This window comes from Burkholderia sp. AW33-5, assembly GCF_053427615.1.
Genome location: NZ_JBSAXA010000004.1, coordinates 261,296 through 277,565, shown reverse-complemented (window position 1 = coordinate 277,565; position 16,270 = coordinate 261,296). Strand labels below are relative to the sequence as shown.

Genomic DNA, 16,270 nt, shown 5'->3' with positions numbered 1-16,270 from the left:
GTTTCGTGCTCGACTCCGTCGTCCACAAGCGGTGACCAAACCGGCGCAACGGGAAAAGGGCAGGCGTGGGAGGCCGCGCGTCGTCCGGTTTCGGCGTCCGTGACGGCGTATCGAGGCCGCGCGGCGCCGGAGCGGCGTGCTGCCCGCTCCGCGCGCGCGGCCGCACTCAGGCTTTCAGTGCACCGAAGATTTCATTTAGCATCGACTTCGCATCGCCGAACAACATGCGGTTGTTGTCCTTGTAGAACAGCGGATTGTCGACTCCCGCATAGCCCGAAGCCATGCTGCGCTTCATCACGATCGACGTCTTCGCCTTCCACACTTCCAGCACCGGCATGCCGGCGATCGGGCTCGACGGGTCGTCCTGCGCCGCCGGGTTCACGATGTCGTTCGCGCCGATCACCATCGACACGTCGGCCTCGGGGAAGTCGCCGTTGATCTCGTCCATTTCCAGCACGATGTCGTACGGCACCTTCGCTTCGGCCAGCAGCACGTTCATGTGCCCCGGCATGCGGCCCGCGACCGGGTGGATCGCGAAACGCACGTCGACGCCCTTTTCGCGCAGCAGCTTCGTCAGTTCGAACACCGTGTGCTGGGCCTGTGCGACGGCCATCCCATAGCCGGGTACGATGATCACGCGCTTGGCCTCGCGCAGCAGCTCGGCCGTCTCCGCCGCACTCACCGCGACCGCCTCGCCGGCGGGCTGTGCCGCGCCGCCGCCGGCTGCCGCCGGTGCGCCCGCGCCGCTGCCGAAGCCGCCCGCGATCACGCTGATGAAGTTGCGGTTCATCGCGCGGCACATGATGTACGACAGGATCGCACCGGACGAGCCCACCAGCGCGCCGATCACGATCAGCAGGTCGTTGCCGAGCATGAAGCCGGTGGCCGCCGCCGCCCAACCCGAGTAGCTGTTGAGCATCGACACCACGACCGGCATGTCCGCGCCGCCGATCGCCATCACCATGTGCACGCCGAACAGCAGCGAGATCACCGTCATCACGACGAGCGGCAGCATGCCGTCCTGGATCGTTTCCGCATGCAGGAACGCGCGGCCGTAGTAGATCACGATCAGCAGCGCGGCCAGGTTCAGCCAGTGTCGTGCCGGCAGCAGCAGCGGCTTGCCGCCGATCTTGCCCGACAGCTTGCCGAACGCGATGATCGAGCCCGCGAAGGTCACCGCACCGATCAGGATGCCGACATAAATCTCGACCTCGTGAATGGCCTTCTCCGCGCCGGTGAACTGCAGCGACGTGTCGATGTAGCTCGCGAAACCGACCAGGCAGGCCGCGAGGCCGACCAGGCTGTGCATCAGCGCGACCAGTTCCGGCATCTGCGTCATCTGCACCTTCTTCGCGGCGTACAGGCCGACCGCGCCGCCGACGACGAGCGCGGCGATCACGTACGGAATGCCCGCGGCCGACACGCGCGGACCGGCGACGGTGGCCAGCACGGCGATCAGCATCCCGATCATGCCGAGCAGGTTGCCGCGGCGCGCGGTCTCGGGATTGGCGAGCCCGCCGAGGCTGAGGATGAACAGGATCGCGGCGCCGATATAGGAGACGGTAGTCAGGTTGGAAGTCATTGTTGTCGTCCCCTTATTTGCGGAACATCGCCAGCATGCGGCGCGTGACTGCGAAGCCGCCGAACATGTTGACGGCCGTGAGCGTGAGCGCGCCCACCGCCAGGCCCAGGATCAGCCCGGACGGGCGGTCGCCGGCATTGGCCAGTTCGCCCAGCGGCGGCGCGACCTGCACGAGCGCGCCGATCGCGATGATCGACGAGATCGCGTTGGTCACGCTCATCAGCGGTGTGTGCAGCGACGGCGTGACGTTCCAGATCACCATGTAGCCGACGAAGCACGCGAGCACGAACACCGTGAAATGCGACAGGAAGCTGGACGGCGCGAACTGGCCGACCAGCAGGAACGCCAGCGCGCCGATCGCAAACACGATCGCGAGCGCCTTGGCCGACATCGGCTCGCCGCTGTGGCCGTGGCCTTTCGACTTCGCCGGCGCGGCCGCCGCGGGGGCGGCTGCCGGGGGCTTGGGCGCGACGGCCGCCTGCTTGATCGGCGGCGGCGGCCAGGTGACGTTGCCTTCCTTGATCACGGTGAGGCCGCGGATCGCATCGTCGTCGAAGTCGACGTTGATCGTGCCGTCCTTGGCCTTGCACAGCTCCTCGATGACGCGCAGCAGGTTCGTTGCATACAACGTGGACGACTGCCGCGACAGGCGCGATGCGAGATCGGTATAGCCGACGATCGTCACGCCGTGGCGCACGATCGCCTCGCCGGGCACCGTGAGTTCGCAGTTGCCGCCCTGTTCGGCGGCCATGTCGACGATCACGCTGCCGGGCTTCATCGACTGCACCATCTCGGCGGTGATGAGCTTCGGCGCCGGCTTGCCGGGGATCAGCGCGGTGGTGATGATGATGTCGGCGTCCTTGGCCTGCTGCGCGTACATCGCGCGTTGCGCCTGCTGGAAGCCTTCGCTCATCACCTTCGCGTAGCCGCCGCCGCCCGAGCCTTCCTCTTCGTAGTCGACCTTGACGAACTCGCCGCCCAGCGACTTGACCTGATCGGCCACCTCGGCGCGCGTGTCGTTCGCGCGCACGATCGCGCCGAGACTCGCGGCGGTACCGATCGCGGCCAGACCGGCCACGCCGGCGCCGGCGATGAACACCTTGGCCGGCGGAATCTTGCCGGCTGCCGTGACCTGGCCGTTCAGGAAGCGGCCGAACGCATGCGCGGCCTCGATCACCGCGCGATAGCCGCTGATGCCGGCCATCGACGTGAGCGCGTCCATCTTCTGCGCGCGCGACAGCGTGCGCGGCAGCGAATCGATCGCGAGCACCGTGGCGCGCTTCGCGGCCAGTTGCTGCATCAGCTCGGGGTTCTGCGCGGGCCACACGAAGCCGATCAGCGTGCCGCCCTCGCGCATCAGCGCGACTTCGTCGGCGCTCGGCGGGCGGACCTTGAACACGATGTCGCTGCCGGACCAGAGCTCGGCGGCGCTGGCGGCGATGCTCGCACCGGCCGCGCGGTACGCATCGTCGTCAAAGTTCGCGCCGGCCCCGGCGCCGCTTTGGACGGCCACCGTAAAACCCAGCTTGATCAGTTTCTCGACCACTTCGGGGATGGTCGCAACGCGCCGTTCCTGAGTGGCTGTCTCCAGAGGAATCCCAATCTGTAATGTCATAGTGTTGAAAGATGGGTGATAGATCGGTGAGGGCCATCGCGAAGCGCGCGGGCCGGTGCGTCAAGGTACCAGAATCATGTGCGTGTTTAGTGGCGCGTGCGAGGGTTCGCGTCAAGAATAGAACGACCGTTCGCTGAATGCGGATAAAGTATGCCGCATAACGACGGGGCTATCGAGGGCACAAATGCGTCGAACGCGTCTTCCGATGTTCTGTTGCGTTTTATCCACGTGCGGGCGATATCGCGTCGGCCGAATGGATGTTGACGATGCGATCGGGCTACCGCTGCCACGGTGCGGCGGTGCCGCGCGGTGGGACTGCATGGGTTTCCCATAACCGGCTTCCTGCGCGGGTTCCCATGGCCGGCTCCCCATTGGCTCCCGCGCTCGCTTGGCCTGATGAGACGAAAGTCTACGCAGAAACGTGCCGGCCCGGACAGCGAAAAAGGACAGCCGATTTGGCGCCGGCCGCCATGTGCTCGCCGTTGTTGTCGTCCGCCCCGAGGCAGCTTCGGCGACTTTCCATCATCAACCCACGGTCTTCGGCTTCGCCGGCCAACCCGTCCGGCCGGCACGCCGATTGCGCATCGCTTGTGCCGAAATCGGCATCCGAACCCGCCGCCCCGACACTCGTTTCCGCCATCGCCTCGCGCATTGCGTGGCCGGTTTTGTCACCATGTGGGCCGGATATGACAATGGAAAACCGTCGGCGCGGCATTACGATGGCTCACGACGTCGCCTGGCGCTGGCCGGTTTTGCCGCAGCCGCCCGGGCCGCGCGCCTCATTCACCGCCTGATTTGGAACATCGACCATGAGCTATAACGCCCCTGTCAAGGACATGCTGTTCGTGCTGAAGGAACTCGCGGGCATCGACACCGTCGCGCAGTTGCCCGGCTTCGAGGAAGCCGGCTACGACACCGCGCAGGCCGTGCTCGACGAATCCGCGAAATTCTGCGGTGAGGTGCTGGCGCCGCTGAACGTCGAGGGCGACCGCAATCCGAGCAGCTGGAAGGACGGCGTCGTGACGGCAACGCCCGGCTTCGGCGCCGCGTTCCGCCAGTTCGTCGAAGGCGGCTGGCAAGGCTTGCAGCACCCGGCCGAATACGACGGCCAGGGGCTGCCGAAGCTGATCGCGACGCCGTGCATCGAGATGCTGAACGCGTCGAACCTGTCGTTCGCGCTGTGCCCGCTGCTCACCGACGGCGCGATCGAGGCGCTGCTGACGGCCGGCACCGACGAACAGAAGCAGCGCTACGTGCCGAAGCTGATCTCGGGCGAATGGACCGGCACGATGAACCTGACCGAACCGCAGGCCGGTTCGGACCTGGCGCTGGTGCGCTCGCGCGCCGAGCCGCAGGGCGACGGCACGTACAAGGTATTCGGCACGAAGATCTTCATCACGTGGGGCGAGCACGACATGGCGGACAACATCGTCCACCTGGTGCTGGCGCGCACGCCGAACGCGCCGGAAGGCGTGAAGGGCATTTCGCTGTTCATCGTGCCGAAGTTCCTGGTCAACGAAGACGGCACGCTCGGCGCACGCAACGACGTGCACTGCGTGTCGATCGAGCACAAGCTCGGGATCAAGGCGAGCCCGACCGCGGTGCTGCAATACGGCGACCACGGCGGCGCGATCGGCTACCTGGTCGGCGAGGAGAATCGCGGCCTCGAATACATGTTCATCATGATGAACGCCGCGCGCTTCGGCGTCGGGATGCAGGGGATCGGCGTGGCCGACCGCGCATACCAGAAGGCCGCGGCATTCGCGAAGGAGCGTGTGCAGAGCCGCCCGGTCGACGGGTCGGCCAAGCAGTCGGTGACGATCATTCATCACCCGGACGTGCGCCGCATGCTCGGCACGATGCGTGCGCTGACCGAGGGCGCACGGGCGCTCGCGTATGTCGCAGCGGCGCACAGCGACATTGCCCACCGCCATTCGGACGAGGCGACGCGCACGCGTCATCAGGCAATCTACGAATATCTGGTGCCGGTCGTGAAGGGCTGGAGCACGGAGATGGTGAACGACGTGGCGAGCCTCGGCGTGCAGGTGCACGGCGGGATGGGCTTCATCGAGGAAACCGGCGCCGCGCAGTACTACCGCGATGCGCGGATTCTCGCGATCTACGAAGGCACGACCGCGATCCAGGCGAACGACCTGGTCGGCCGCAAGACGATGCGCGACGGCGGTGCGGTGGCGAAGGCGCTGATCGCGGAGATCGGCGACACCGTCGCCGCGCTCGGCAAGGTCGACGGCGCGGCGGCCGCGTCGATGAAGGCGCAGCTCGAGAAGGGCGCGCGTGCGCTGTCGACGGTGGTCGACTACGTGGTCGCGAACGTGAAGCAGGACCCGAATGCGGTGTTCGCGGGCAGCGTGCCGTACCTGAAGCTGGCGGGCGTGGTGCTGTGCGGATGGCAGATGGCGCGCGCGCTGCTGGCGGCGCACGCGAATCGCGCGAGCGACACGGCGTTCTTCGGTGCGAAGATCGCGATTGCACAATGCTATGCGGAACACGTCCTCGTGCAGGCAGGCGGGCTCGAAGCGTCGATCGTCGGCGCGAAGGGCAACGAGAGCGTGCTCGCGTTGACGGAAGACCAGTTCTGACCGTAACGGTCGGGGCGCAGGAGGAGACGGGATTTTGACCACACAGGACTTGCTCGCGCAATACGGCCCGCGCGAATCGATGGAATACGACGTCGTGATCGTCGGCGGCGGCCCCGCCGGGCTGTCGGCGGCGATCCGGCTCAAGCAGCTGGCCGCCGAGAAAGGCACCGAGATCGGCGTGTGCGTGCTCGAGAAGGGTTCCGAGATCGGCGCGCACATCCTGTCGGGCGCGGTGATGGACCCGCGCGCGATCACCGAACTGTTCCCCGACTGGAAGGAACAGGGCGCGCCCTTGAACGTCGAGGTGACGGAAGACCGCTTCCTGTTCCTGTCCGAGAAGAGCGCGATCACGACGCCCAACTGGGCCCTGCCCGACAACTTCAAGAACCACGGCAACTACGTGATTTCGCTGGGCAACGTCACGCGTTGGCTCGGTCAGCAGGCGGAAGCCTTGGGCGTCGAGATCTTCCCGGGCTTCCCCGCTGCCGAGATTCTCTACAACGACGACGGCTCGGTGAAGGGCGTCGCCACCGGCAACATGGGCGTGGGCAAGGACGGCGAGCCGACCGAGAACTTCCAGCTCGGCATGGAACTGCACGCGAAGTACACGCTGTTCGCCGAAGGCTGCCGCGGCCACCTCGGCCGCCAGTTGATCTCGAAGTTCAAGCTCGACGCGAACGCCGATCCGCAGGCGTACGGGATCGGCATCAAGGAGCTGTGGGAAATCGATCCGGCCAAGCACAAGCCGGGCCTCGTGATCCACACGGCCGGCTGGCCGCTGAAGTCGGATACGTACGGCGGCTCGTTCCTGTATCACATGGACAACAACCAGGTCGTGGTCGGCTTCGTGGTGGGCCTCGGCTACACGAACCCGTACCTGTCGCCGTTCGAGGAATTCCAGCGCTACAAGACGCACCCGTCGATCCGCGCGTTCCTCGAAGGCGGCAAGCGCGTGTCGTACGGCGCGCGGGCGATCACGGCCGGCGGCCTGCTGTCGCTGCCGAAGACGGTGTTCCCGGGCGGCGCGCTAATCGGCGACGACGCGGGCTTCCTGAACGCGTCGCGGATCAAGGGCAGCCACGCGGCGATCAAGACCGGCATGCTGGCGGCGGACGCCGCGTTCGACGCGCTGCAGGCCGGCCGCCAGAGCGACGAGCTCAACGCGTATCCGGACGCCTTCAAGCAGTCGTGGCTGCATACGGAGCTGTACCGCGCGCGCAACTTCAAGCAGTGGATGGCCAAGGGCCTGTACCTCGGCACGCTGATGGTCGGGCTCGAGCAGAAGGTGATGGGCGGCAACGTGCCGTGGACGCTGCACCACAAGCATGCGGACCACGAGATGCTGAAGCCGGCGTCGCAATGCACGCCGATCGAGTATCCGAAACCGGACGGCAAGCTGACGTTCGACCGGCTGTCGTCGGTGTTCATCTCGAACACGAACCACGAGGAGAACCAGCCGGCGCACCTGACGCTGAAGGACGCAAGCGTGCCGGTGAACGTGAACCTGCGCACGTACGCGGGCCCCGAGGGACGCTTCTGCCCGGCGGCGGTGTACGAGTTCGTGAAGAACGACGACGGTAGCGACCGACTGGTGATCAACGCGCAGAACTGCGTGCACTGCAAGACGTGCGACATCAAGGACCCGACTCAGAACATCGTGTGGGTCACGCCGGAAGGCGGCGGCGGGCCGAATTACCCGAACATGTAACGCAAACGCATCCCCGCGCCCGCAGGCGCGAACGAACCGGAGTGAAACGATGAGCAATGCAGCGAAGGAAGTCGTGGTGGTGAGCGGTGTCCGTACCGCGATCGGCGATTTCGGCGGGAGCCTGAAGGATTTCTCGCCAACCGATCTCGGTGCGAAGGTCGTGAGCGAAGTGCTGTCGCGCGCGAACGTTTCGGGCGACGCGGTCGGGCATGTCGTGTTCGGCCACGTCGTGAATACCGAGCCGAAGGACATGTATCTCGCGCGCGTCGCGGCGATCAACGGCGGTGTCGCGCAGCACACGCCGGCGCTGACCGTGAACCGTCTGTGCGGCTCGGGCCTGCAGGCGATCGTGTCGGCCGCGCAGACGATCATGCTCGGCGATGCCGACGTCGCAATCGGCGGCGGCTCCGAGAACATGAGCCGCGCGCCGTACACCGTGCCGGCCGCGCGCTTCGGCCAGCGCATGGGCGATGCGAAGCTCGTCGACATGATGCTCGGCGCGCTGCACGACCCGTTCCAGACGATCCACATGGGCGTGACGGCCGAGAACGTCGCACGCAAGTACGGCATTTCGCGTGACGCGCAGGACGCGCTCGCGCTCGAATCGCATCGTCGCGCGGCGCGCGCGATCGCGGAAGGCCGCTTCAAGGACCAGATCCTGCCGATCTCGATCCGCACGAAGAAGGGCGAAGTCGCATTCGACACCGACGAGCACGTGCGTCACGACGCCGGCCCGGACGATTTCACGAAGCTGAAGCCGGTGTTCGTGAAGGAGGACGGCACGGTGACGGCCGGCAACGCGTCGGGGATCAACGATGCGGCCGCCGCGGTGCTGATGATGAGCGCGGACGCCGCGCGCGCGCAGGGCGTGAAGCCGCTCGCGCGTTTGGTCGCATACGCGCATGCGGGCGTCGATCCGGCGTACATGGGCATCGGCCCGGTGCCGGCCACGCAGAAGGCGCTCGAGCGCGCAGGCCTGAAGATCACCGATCTCGACGTGATCGAGGCGAACGAAGCATTCGCCGCGCAGGCATGCGCGGTCACGCAGGAGCTCGGCCTCGATCCGGCCAAGGTCAACCCGAACGGCTCGGGCATTTCGCTCGGTCACCCGATCGGCGCGACGGGCGCGTTGATCACGGTCAAGGCGCTGTACGAGCTGAAGCGCATCGGCGGGCGTTATGCGCTCGTGACGATGTGTATCGGCGGCGGCCAGGGGATTGCGGCGATCTTCGAGAACATCTGATAATCGAACGCTCAGCACCCGAACACACAGGAATCGTCATGGCCATCGAAACCGTCGGCGTCGTGGGCGCCGGAACCATGGGCAACGGCATTGCGCAGACCGCCGCCGTTGCAGGACTCAACGTCGTGATGATCGACGTCAGCGATGCGGCACTCGACAAGGGTGTCGCCGCACTGAAGGGCAGCCTCGAGCGGCTCGTGTCGAAAGAGAAGCTCGACGCTGCCGCACGCGATGCCGCGCTTGCGCGCATCACGACGTCGACCGATTACGCGAAGCTTGCCGCGGTCGACATCGTGATCGAAGCCGCGACCGAAAACGTCGAGCTGAAGAGCCGCATCCTGAAGCAGATCGAGTCGGTCGCGCGGCCCGATGCGATCATCGCGACCAACACGTCGTCGATCTCGATTACCGCGCTCGCGGCGCTGCTCGCCGATCCGTCGCGCTTCGTCGGCATGCACTTCTTCAACCCGGTGCCGCTGATGCCGCTCGTCGAGATCATCCGCGGGCTGCAGACGAGCGACGCGACCGCGTCCGCGGTGCGCGCGCTGACCGAGCGTTTCGACAAGTCGCCGATCGGCGTGCGCAATGCGCCGGGCTTCGTCGTGAACCGGATCCTCGTGCCGATGATCAACGAAGCGTTCTTCGTGCTGGCCGAAGGCATCGCGTCGGCCGAGGAGATCGACGCGGGGATGAAGCTCGGCGCGAACCATCCGATCGGGCCGCTCGCGCTGGCGGACCTCGTCGGGCTCGACGTGTGTCTCGCGGTGATGGACGTGTTCCTGAAGGACTTCGGCGATACGAAATACCGTGCGTGCCCGCTGCTGCGCGAAATGGTGTCGGCGGGGCGGCTGGGGCGCAAGACGGGGCGCGGGGTGTACGACTACAGCAAGTAAGCGACGTCTCAATGCCTCTTCACGCGGCCGCCTTCGGGCGGCCGTTTGCTTTTCACGGCACGCCTGGATGCCGATCCACCCCGGCGCGCGAGATTTCAGAACTGAAACTCCGATTCCATATCTGCGCCGCTACCGGCCCGCGCTTCGCATCCGATCCCCGCACATCAACGTCGTCCGTCCTGTAACGGATGTGGCCTGGTTTTTGCGTTAACCGGACGACATGCTCGATGTCCTCCCGTCTGACCAGTCTTTCCTGACGAAACGACACGGACACATCGAGAGGCGACTCGCTTTTCAATCGTAAGGTGAATGCAATGACTGGCAGCGGTAAACGAAACACGGTACCGGGCAACGACGCGCGCCGCGTAGCGCCGGGGCGCGAGGCGGACGCAGATCGATCCGCGACGACGCGCGAATCGTCCAGTGAACGACGCCCCGAGACGAACTGGGCATGGGCAAAGGGAACGGCGGGCTACGACTGGATGGATCACGCACCGCTCTTCGATCATCGCGATTGATCCTGTCGCGCGCGCAGGTCGTGCCACGGGATCGCCCCGCGGTTTGACCGACGACGATCGATGACCGGCCGGAGAGCCGGTCCCTTATTTCCCGCTGGTCGGCTGGATGCTATTCGTCGTCGCGATGTCGATAGCGGCCATCCGGCGATCTGGCGAACATGTCGACTGGCGAAAGCCAGGGACGATGCAACCTCGAACGACCGACGCGTGAATCCGCACACCGCCCGGCGAAGCAGGCGGGTGGAGGACGGCGCGTCGGCGAGCTCAATTCAACCATTCACTTTCCATGGCCGCCGTGACGCCTAACCCCATCCAGTCCATCCTGATTGCGAACCGCTCGGAAATCTCGATTCGCGTGATGCGTGCCGCCGCCGAACTGAACATGCGTACGGTGGCGGTGTATTCGAAGGAAGACCGCCTTGCGCTGCACCGCTTCAAGGCGGACGAGAGCTACCTGATCGGCGAAGGCAAGAAGCCGCTCGCCGCGTATCTCGACATCGACGACATCCTGCGCGTCGCGCGGCAGGCGAAGGTCGACGCGATTCACCCCGGTTACGGTTTCCTGTCGGAGAACCCCGATTTCGCGCAGGCCGTGATCGACGCCGGCATTCGCTGGATCGGCCCGTCGCCCGACGTGATGCGCACGCTCGGCAACAAGGTGGCCGCGCGCAATGCGGCGATCGCGGCCGGCGTGCCCGTGATGCCCGCGACCGAGCCGCTGCCGCACGATCTCGACGCGTGCCGGGCGCTGGCGGCGGAAGTCGGCTATCCGCTGATGCTCAAGGCGAGCTGGGGCGGCGGCGGGCGCGGGATGCGCGTACTGGAAAACGCTCAGGACCTCGAAACCTTGCTGCCGGTCGCGCGGCGCGAGGCGCTCGCCGCATTCGGCAACGACGAGGTGTACGTCGAAAAACTCGTGCGCAACGCGCGGCACGTCGAGGTGCAGGTGCTCGGCGACCTGCACGGCACGGTCGTGCATTTGTACGAGCGCGACTGCACGGTGCAGCGGCGCAACCAGAAGGTGGTCGAGCGCGCGCCGGCGCCGTATCTCGACGACGCGGGCCGGCAGGCGCTGTGCGAATCCGCGCTGCGCCTGATGCGCGCGGTCGGGTACACGCATGCAGGCACCGTCGAATTCCTGATGGATGCCGACACCGGCCAGTTCTACTTCATCGAGGTGAACCCGCGCATCCAGGTCGAGCATACGGTGACCGAGATGATCACCGGCATCGACATCGTGAAGGCGCAGATTCGCATCACGGAAGGCGGCCGGATCGGGCTGGCGGAGGACGTCGTGAACGGCGACGGCGCGATCGTCGAACGTGCGGCCGGCGTGCCCGCTCAGCAGGCGATTCCGCTGAACGGCAACGCGTTGCAATGCCGGATCACGACCGAGGACCCGGAGAACGACTTCCTGCCCGACTACGGACGGCTCACGGCGTATCGCAGCGCGGCGGGCTTCGGCGTGCGCCTCGACGCCGGCACCGCCTATGGCGGCGCGGTGATCACGCCGTATTACGACTCGCTGCTGGTCAAGGTGACGACCTGGGCGCCGACGGCCGCCGAATCGATCCACCGGATGGATCGCGCGCTGCGCGAGTTCCGGATTCGCGGCGTCACGTCGAACCTGCAGTTCCTCGAGAACGTGATCAATCACCCGGCCTTCATCGCGGGCGACGTGACGACGCGCTTCATCGACAGGACACCTGAATTGCTCGCATTCGCGAAGCGCGGCGATCGCGCGACGAAGCTGCTGCGTTATCTCGGCGAGCTGAACGTGAACGGCAATGCCGAGATGAACGGCCGCACGCTGCCGGCGCTGCCGTTGTCGAAACCCGTGCTGCCGAAGGTCGATACGGCGATGCCGATTCCGGCCGGCACACGCGATCGCCTGCGCGAGCTTGGCCCCGAGAAGTTCGCGCGCTGGATGCTCGATCAGAAGCAGGTGCTGCTGACCGACACGACGATGCGCGACGCGCACCAGTCGCTGTTCGCGACCCGCATGCGCACCGCCGACATGCTGCCGATCGCGCCGTTCTACGCGCGCGAGCTGTCGCAGCTGTTCTCGCTCGAATGCTGGGGCGGCGCGACCTTCGACGTCGCGCTGCGTTTCCTGAAGGAAGACCCGTGGGAACGCCTTGCGCTGCTGCGCGAACGCGTGCCGAACATCCTGTTCCAGATGCTGCTGCGCGGCTCGAACGCGGTCGGCTACACGAACTACGCGGACAACGTCGTGCGCTTCTTCGTGCAGCAGGCCGCGAGCGCGGGCGTCGACGTGTTCCGCGTGTTCGACTCGCTGAACTGGGTGCGCAACATGCGCGTGGCGATCGATGCGGTCGGCGAGAGCGGGATGCTGTGCGAAGGCGCGATCTGCTACACCGGCGACCTGTTCGACACGTCGCGGTCGAAGTACGACCTCAAGTATTACGTCGGCATCGCGCGCGAATTGCAGCAAGCCGGCGTGCACGTGCTCGGCATCAAGGACATGGCCGGCATCTGCCGTCCGCAGGCGGTTGCCACGCTCGTGAAGGCGCTCAAGGAAGAAACGGGGCTGCCGGTGCATTTCCACACGCACGACACGAGCGGGATCGCCGCGGCGTCGGTGCTCGCGGCGGTCGGTGCGGGCTGCGATGCGGTGGACGGTGCGCTCGACGCGATGAGCGGGCTCACGTCGCAGCCGAACCTGTCGAGCATCGCGGCGGCGCTGGCCGGCGGCGAGCGCGATCCGGGGCTGGACCAGGACCGCCTGCACGAAGCCTCGATGTATTGGGAAGGCGTGCGCCGGTATTACGCGCCGTTCGAATCGGAGATTCGCGCGGGCACGGCCGACGTGTACCGCCACGAGATGCCCGGCGGCCAGTACACGAACCTGCGCGAGCAGGCGCGCTCGCTCGGCATCGATCATCGCTGGACCGAGGTGTCGCGCGCGTATGCGGACGTGAACCGCCTGTTCGGCGACATCGTGAAGGTCACGCCGACGTCGAAGGTGGTCGGCGACATGGCGCTGATGATGGTCGCGAACGACCTCGCCGTGGACGACGTGCGCAACCCGGACAAGGACATCGCATTCCCCGAGTCGGTCGTGTCGCTGTTCAAGGGCGAGCTGGGTTTCCCGCCGGACGGCTTCCCGGCGGACCTGTCGCGCAAGGTGCTCAAGAGCGAGCCGCCGGCGCCGTATCGTCCCGGCGACCAGATTCCGCCGGTCGATCTCGACGCGGTACGCAAGCAGGCCGAGGCCGCGTGCGAGCAGCCGCTCGACGACCGTCAACTCGCGTCGTACCTGATGTATCCGAAACAGACGGTCGACTATTACGCGCACGTGCGTGCATACAGCGACACGTCGGTCGTGCCGACGCCGGCATTCCTGTACGGACTGCAGCCGCAGGAGGAAGTGGCGATCGACATCGAGCCGGGCAAGACGCTGCTCGTGTCGCTGCAGGGCCAGCACGCCGATGCGCAGGACGGCATCGTGAAGGTGCTGTTCGAGCTGAACGGTCAGTCGCGTTCGGCGCTGGTCGAGCAGAAGAGCGTCGTGCAGGCGGGCAAGGAGCGTCATGGCCTGCAGCGCGCCGATCCGGCGAATCCGCTGCACGTGGCCGCGCCGATGCCGGGTTCGGTCGTGACGGTGGCCGTGCAACCGGGGCAGCGTGTGTCGGCCGGCACGACGCTGATTGCGCTCGAGGCGATGAAGATGGAAACGCACATCGCGGCCGAACGCGACTGCGAGATCGCGGCCGTGCATGTGAAGCCGGGTGATCGGGTGGCGGCGAAGGATCTGCTGATCGAGTTGAAAGACCCGACGCGATGAGGGTTGCCGCGATCGGCCATTCGTGGTGACCGGGCGGGGCATCGCAACCGGCACGCCGCCCGCCGCAGGGCGTGCCGGACTGTTCGTTGACGGCTGCCTGCGCGTCGTTACGTGCCGCCGCGCAGGCAGCCGGCCCGCCATCGGTCAGTACGCCGCGTCGCTGCCGCCCTGGTCGGTGACGATCGCCACGCCCGAACTCGTGCCGAGCCGCGTCGCGCCGGCCTCGAGCATCGCAAGCGCGGTGGCGCGGTCGCGCACGCCGCCCGATGCCTTCACGCCGAGCACGGGGCCGACCGCGCGGCGCATCAGCGCGACGTCCTCGAGTGTCGCGCCGCCGTGACCGAAGCCGGTCGACGTCTTCACGAACGCGACGCCGAGGTCGCGGCACATCTCGCACACGCGCACCTTCTCGTCGTCGGTCAGCAACCCCGTTTCGAGGATCACCTTGAGCGGCACCGTGCCGCAGGCGCGGTGCACGGCGTCGATGTCGGCCTTCACGTCGTCGGCGCGGCCGCTCTTCAGCGCGCCGAGGTTGATCACCATGTCGATCTCGCGCGCGCCCGCCGTGATCGCGGCCGACGCTTCGAACGCCTTCGCGGCGGACAGGCCCGCGCCGAGCGGGAAGCCGACCACCGCGCACACGAGCACGCCGGTGTCGGCCAGCTCGCGCGCGGCGAGCGGCACGTTCGCCGAATTCACGCAGACCGAATAGAAGCGATGCTCGGCCGCCTGGCGGCAGAGTTCGCGGATCTGCGCGTCGCTCGCGTCGGGCGCGAGCAGCGTGTGATCGATGGTTTGGGCGAGCTGGGCGTTGGAAAGCGGCATGTGTCGAAACTCCACGGATCGTGTGCCGGAAAGGTACACGGAAAGTTGATGTTTTCACATCGGTTTGTGACGAATGCGACATCGCTGATGAGGGTGCTGCGAGGGCATCTGTCGTCCCCGACGACCGTGCTCAGGCCGAGGCTGACGCCGCATGAGGCGACGGTGTGAAAGATCGGGCGCGCCGCCGCTATACGTCGACGACTCCGCGCCCGAGTGCCACCACACGGCCGCCGACGCTGATCGAGCCGTGCTCGCTGACCGACAACCGAAGCAGGCAAGGCCGGCCGACGGCGTCGCCTTGTTCGACCTGACACGCCGCGGGTAGCGGATGACCGGCTGCAAGCAGCCAGCCGCCGAGATTCGCGCAGGCCGAGCCGGTGCCCGGGTCTTCAAAAATCCCGCCGCCCTGTTTCGCAAAGAAATAGCGGGAGACCACTTTCCCGGGGCGATCCGCGTCGAACGCGAATACGTAGGCGGTCTTGCGGCCGAGGCTGCTGGTCGGCCAGATATCCACGCAGGCGCTGTCGGGCCGGGCGCGGCGCACGGCAGCCGGGTCCTTGACCGCGACCAGCAACTGATCGGCGCCCGTATCGACCCAGCGCGGCGGCGCGAGCAAATCGTCCTGCGTCAGCCCCAGCATGGCAGCCGTTTCGGCATCGGACAATGCGCAGGGTGCCGTTTTCGGCACGCCGGCGTGCGGCGCTATGAACGTCCACACGTCGCGGGTGGCCTTGACGTCGACCACGCCGGCCTTGAATTCGAGCGAGAACTCATTGCCGACATTCAGCAGGTCGCGCACGACATGCGCGGTGCCGAGCGTCGGATGGCCCGCGAACGCCATTTCATGGCCGGGCGTGAAGATGCGCACGCGTGCACGCGCACGCTCCGACGGCAGCACGAAGGTCGTTTCCGACAGGTTGAACTGCACGGCCAGTGCCTGCATGGTCGCGTCGTCCATGCCGCGCGCATCCTCGAACACGCAGAGCGGGTTGCCGCCGAACGTGGATTCGGCGAATACGTTGAGCAGGCGGAACGCGTACTGTGTCATCGGGATCTCGCGTAGGTGGGTCTTGCCGGTCGGGGCGCGCGAGCATCGACGGCGTGTCGGGCTGCTTCGGCGCGATCCCGTATTCTGCCGGACGCATCGCGCGGATCGATGCGCGACCGATCGGAATTTCAGTTTTCATGCATCATCGGGTCTGTCCGATTCGTCGACGGCGATCCGGCCCGGGCATTCCAAATTTCGCAACGATCGCGGATATTTTTTCGCCGGAGCACGCCGTCGCCCGAGAATCCGGAATCATTCGATTCGATCACGCCGCCGCCGTGCCCATGCAACGCACGACGCTTGCCGAATCAGTCAGGCAGGAGGAAGACATGGCGCTGCTGAATCCCCGATCTGCCGCGGCAATACCGTGACGGGGAACGCGCTGGCCCCCGGTACTGGGCGAACCAGACGCAGGACATCCGGGGCGTGA

General features: G+C 66.7%; 11 protein-coding genes. 7 read left to right on the top strand and 4 right to left on the bottom strand.

What is annotated here, in order from left to right:
• Nucleotides 1-166: 166 nt before the first annotated feature.
• Both pntB and ACV22V_RS11090 read right to left on the bottom strand, forming a co-directional pair.
• Entirely contained in the window at nucleotides 167-1,582 is a 1,416-nt protein-coding gene (pntB, locus tag ACV22V_RS11095; protein WP_059525900.1) for a Re/Si-specific NAD(P)(+) transhydrogenase subunit beta, read from the bottom strand.
• Nucleotides 1,583-1,595: 13 nt separating this feature from the next.
• The gene (locus ACV22V_RS11090; protein WP_448013822.1) at nucleotides 1,596-3,197 is read right to left on the bottom strand and encodes a Re/Si-specific NAD(P)(+) transhydrogenase subunit alpha; all 1,602 of its coding nucleotides are present in this window, start codon (nucleotides 3,195-3,197) and stop codon (nucleotides 1,596-1,598) included.
• A 421-nt stretch (nucleotides 3,198-3,618) separates the two neighbouring features.
• Between ACV22V_RS11090 and ACV22V_RS11085 the strand changes: the two genes are divergently transcribed.
• The 6 genes from ACV22V_RS11085 (at nucleotide 3,619) to ACV22V_RS11060 (ending at nucleotide 13,967) form a co-directional block, all read left to right on the top strand.
• Entirely contained in the window at nucleotides 3,619-4,017 is a 399-nt protein-coding gene (locus ACV22V_RS11085; protein ID WP_448013821.1) for a hypothetical protein, read from the top strand.
• Nucleotides 4,007-5,797 carry an acyl-CoA dehydrogenase gene (locus tag ACV22V_RS11080; protein WP_448013820.1) on the top strand — a complete coding sequence of 597 codons (1,791 nt, stop codon included), beginning with the start codon at nucleotides 4,007-4,009 and terminating at the stop codon, nucleotides 5,795-5,797. The genes ACV22V_RS11085 and ACV22V_RS11080 overlap by 11 nt, the downstream gene beginning before the upstream one ends.
• 79 nt (nucleotides 5,798-5,876) lie before the next feature.
• The gene (locus tag ACV22V_RS11075) at nucleotides 5,877-7,505 is read left to right on the top strand and encodes an electron transfer flavoprotein-ubiquinone oxidoreductase (protein ID WP_448013916.1); all 1,629 of its coding nucleotides are present in this window, start codon (nucleotides 5,877-5,879) and stop codon (nucleotides 7,503-7,505) included.
• A 49-nt stretch (nucleotides 7,506-7,554) separates the two neighbouring features.
• Nucleotides 7,555-8,748 (top strand): beta-ketothiolase BktB, encoded by a 1,194-nt coding sequence (gene bktB, locus ACV22V_RS11070; protein WP_175910195.1) that lies wholly within the window; start codon nucleotides 7,555-7,557, stop codon nucleotides 8,746-8,748.
• A 38-nt stretch (nucleotides 8,749-8,786) separates the two neighbouring features.
• Entirely contained in the window at nucleotides 8,787-9,641 is an 855-nt protein-coding gene (locus ACV22V_RS11065; protein ID WP_059537302.1) for a 3-hydroxybutyryl-CoA dehydrogenase, read from the top strand.
• Between the two features lie 804 nt (nucleotides 9,642-10,445).
• On the top strand, nucleotides 10,446-13,967 hold the full coding sequence (locus tag ACV22V_RS11060) for a pyruvate carboxylase (protein WP_448013819.1): 3,522 nt from the start codon (nucleotides 10,446-10,448) through the stop codon (nucleotides 13,965-13,967).
• 144 nt (nucleotides 13,968-14,111) lie between these two features.
• Here the strand turns inward: ACV22V_RS11060 and deoC are convergent, their stop codons facing one another.
• Together deoC and ACV22V_RS11050 are read right to left on the bottom strand one after the other, a co-directional pair.
• Nucleotides 14,112-14,792 (bottom strand): deoxyribose-phosphate aldolase, encoded by a 681-nt coding sequence (deoC, locus tag ACV22V_RS11055; protein ID WP_448013818.1) that lies wholly within the window; start codon nucleotides 14,790-14,792, stop codon nucleotides 14,112-14,114.
• 187 nt (nucleotides 14,793-14,979) lie between these two features.
• Entirely contained in the window at nucleotides 14,980-15,840 is an 861-nt protein-coding gene (locus ACV22V_RS11050) for a PhzF family phenazine biosynthesis protein (RefSeq protein ID WP_448013817.1), read from the bottom strand.
• Nucleotides 15,841-15,893: 53 nt separating this feature from the next.
• On the opposite strand from ACV22V_RS11050, the gene ACV22V_RS11045 reads away from it, so the two are divergent.
• Nucleotides 15,894-16,211 carry a hypothetical protein gene (locus tag ACV22V_RS11045; protein WP_448013816.1) on the top strand — a complete coding sequence of 106 codons (318 nt, stop codon included), beginning with the start codon at nucleotides 15,894-15,896 and terminating at the stop codon, nucleotides 16,209-16,211.
• Nucleotides 16,212-16,270: the final 59 nt, after the last annotated feature.

Coding starts and splice junctions, on each gene's coding strand:
- ACV22V_RS11080 (WP_448013820.1), top strand. CDS start 4,007: ATGAGCTATAACGCCCCTGTCAAGGACATGCTGTTCGTGCTGAAGGAA.
- pntB (WP_059525900.1), bottom strand. CDS start 1,582: ATGACTTCCAACCTGACTACCGTCTCCTATATCGGCGCCGCGATCCTG.
- ACV22V_RS11065 (WP_059537302.1), top strand. CDS start 8,787: ATGGCCATCGAAACCGTCGGCGTCGTGGGCGCCGGAACCATGGGCAAC.
- ACV22V_RS11060 (WP_448013819.1), top strand. CDS start 10,446: ATGGCCGCCGTGACGCCTAACCCCATCCAGTCCATCCTGATTGCGAAC.
- ACV22V_RS11090 (WP_448013822.1), bottom strand. CDS start 3,197: ATGACATTACAGATTGGGATTCCTCTGGAGACAGCCACTCAGGAACGG.
- bktB (WP_175910195.1), top strand. CDS start 7,555: ATGAGCAATGCAGCGAAGGAAGTCGTGGTGGTGAGCGGTGTCCGTACC.
- ACV22V_RS11075 (WP_448013916.1), top strand. CDS start 5,877: ATGGAATACGACGTCGTGATCGTCGGCGGCGGCCCCGCCGGGCTGTCG.
- ACV22V_RS11050 (WP_448013817.1), bottom strand. CDS start 15,840: ATGACACAGTACGCGTTCCGCCTGCTCAACGTATTCGCCGAATCCACG.
- deoC (WP_448013818.1), bottom strand. CDS start 14,792: ATGCCGCTTTCCAACGCCCAGCTCGCCCAAACCATCGATCACACGCTG.